The 1642-nt window shown below is 50.3% G+C and carries 2 protein-coding genes; one reads left to right on the forward strand and one right to left on the reverse strand.

Annotation, left to right across the window (positions count from 1 at the left end):
- A partial coding sequence (locus ACRC27_RS04625) for a LacI family DNA-binding transcriptional regulator (protein ID WP_438639296.1) occupies nt 1-657 on the reverse strand: 657 nt, incomplete at its 3' end.
- Between the two features lie 435 nt (nt 658-1092).
- Here ACRC27_RS04625 and ACRC27_RS04630 point away from each other — a divergent pair.
- Nucleotides 1093-1642, forward strand: a 550-nt coding sequence (locus ACRC27_RS04630; protein WP_438639297.1) for a divalent metal cation transporter, incomplete at its 3' end; no start/stop codon positions are given.

Here is a 1642-nt window from a genome sequence, read left to right on the forward strand (position 1 = left end):
GGAATTGGCCAAGCTTTGCAACGTGAGCGGCAGATGCGCGTAATCTTGCGACAGCAGTTGCTGCATATACTGAGTGCGGCTCGACAGCATCCGCGCATCATACACATAGTGAACCGCGCTAACCGGCGCTTGCTGCTGCGCCAATTGCCCGATCACTTGCGTAACCAAGGCATGCAGCGCGGCCTCTTCGGGGTAATACAAACAGCATTGGTCGGGGATCTGTTTACCGATAAAAATCAGGTTGTGCAGACTCTGGTAAAACGGTTCGGTCACACTGTGCTTCGAGGCAATCAGAATTGTCCCCAACGCATTCAAATTGGTGAATTCGCTCACCGCCTGCCGCTCGGAGTCATGATCAAAACCGGTTGCATGGAACAGCAAACGTGCCTGCAGATCGCTCGCTGCCGCCAAGGCGCCTTTGATAACCTGACTGGTGGTATAAGACTCAATACGCGGCGCAATAAAACCGATAATGTTAGATTGGCAGCGCATCGATTGGGCAAATTTATTCGGGGTATAGTGATTCGCTTTGACCACTGCATCGATTTTTTGCCGTGTTTCTTCGGCCACATAACCGCCGTTAAAGTAGCGTGACACGGTCATTTTTGAGATCCCGAGCTGCTTTGAGATCTCGGCCATCGTGATTTTCTTCTGCATAGGTCGCTCTATCCGCTGAGTGCGCTAACAAAATACCAAGGGAAAATAAAAAGATATGCGCGATGGTACCCAATTGCGCTAGCAATGACTAATTTCGGCCTCTCAAGTTCAGCGCCACCGCTGAGGTTTTATGCGCGTTTGAGGCGGCGATCTAAAATTGTGGATATCGGTTGACTCACTTCGCATTTACGATTAGTATTCGCGCCAATCCAACGGGCACCAACTTGTAACTCGTTGTTTTAAATAAATAATATTGTAATACTATTATCGAGTCACCAAGCTCAGCTGATCCCGGTCAGTTGTCTTTCTTTTTTCTATAAAGAGAGAGACCACATTTTTGAGACCGGCATGACTTTGATAACTTCATCTAACGCACCCGCTGCGACAACTCCCCGCACTTGGCAACAGAAAGCTGTTTTAAGCGTCGCCTTTTTGATGGCTACCACCTCTGTAGGTCCTGGCTTTTTGACCCAAACAGCCGTTTTTACCAATATCTACAAAGTGGACATGGCTTTCCCTGTGCTGGCCTCTATGTTTATCACCTTCGGTATTGTGATGAACTTATGGCGCATTGTCGGCGTATCGGGCCTACGCATCCAAGATATCGCGAACCGCGTTGCACCGGGGATGGGTTATGTCGTCGGCACCTTACTGGCGTTAGGTGCGGTAGCCTTTAACTTCGGCAATGTCAGCGGCGCGGCGCTGGGGATTAATGTCTTAACCGGCATTGATACCACCTGGGGCGCACTGTTTACTGGGGTGGTCGGCTGCCTGCTGTTTGTGGTGCACAATGCTTCCAAACGCATGGATCAGATGGCGCGCTACCTTGGTCTGTTCATGATTGTACTGATTGCCTATGTGGCCATGACCAGCTTACCACCGATGGGTGAAACGCTCACTGCAGCCGTGATGCCGGGCGATCTGGGGAATTTATTACTGCCAACCTTAACCATTGTCGGTGGCGCGGTGGGTGGATATTACACTG

The organism is Plesiomonas sp., from assembly GCF_051650925.1.
In the GTDB taxonomy this organism is placed as follows: Bacteria; Pseudomonadota; Gammaproteobacteria; order Enterobacterales; family CAMTGL01; genus Plesiomonas.